Genomic DNA, 223 nt, shown 5'->3' with positions numbered 1-223 from the left:
GCCACACTGGAACTGAGACACGGTCCAGACTCCTACGGGAGGCAGCAGTGGGGAATATTGCACAATGGGCGCAAGCCTGATGCAGCCATGCCGCGTGTATGAAGAAGGCCTTCGGGTTGTAAAGTACTTTCAGTCGTGAGGAAGGTGGTGTAGTTAATAGCTGCATTATTTGACGTTAGCGACAGAAGAAGCACCGGCTAACTCCGTGCCAGCAGCCGCGGTA

At 54.3% G+C, this 223-nt stretch carries 1 rRNA gene; it reads left to right on the top strand.

Going from position 1 to position 223, the window contains the following annotated elements:
- Positions 1-223, top strand: a 16S ribosomal RNA gene (locus IQR33_RS31400); the annotation flags it as partial.

Origin of the sequence: Vibrio sp. OPT46 (genome assembly GCF_015163535.1) — a bacterium.
In the GTDB taxonomy this organism is placed as follows: domain Bacteria; phylum Pseudomonadota; class Gammaproteobacteria; order Enterobacterales; family Vibrionaceae; genus Vibrio; species Vibrio alginolyticus.
The sequence above is the reverse complement of the archived record's forward strand: the minus strand, read 5'-3'. Positions and strand labels throughout refer to the sequence as shown.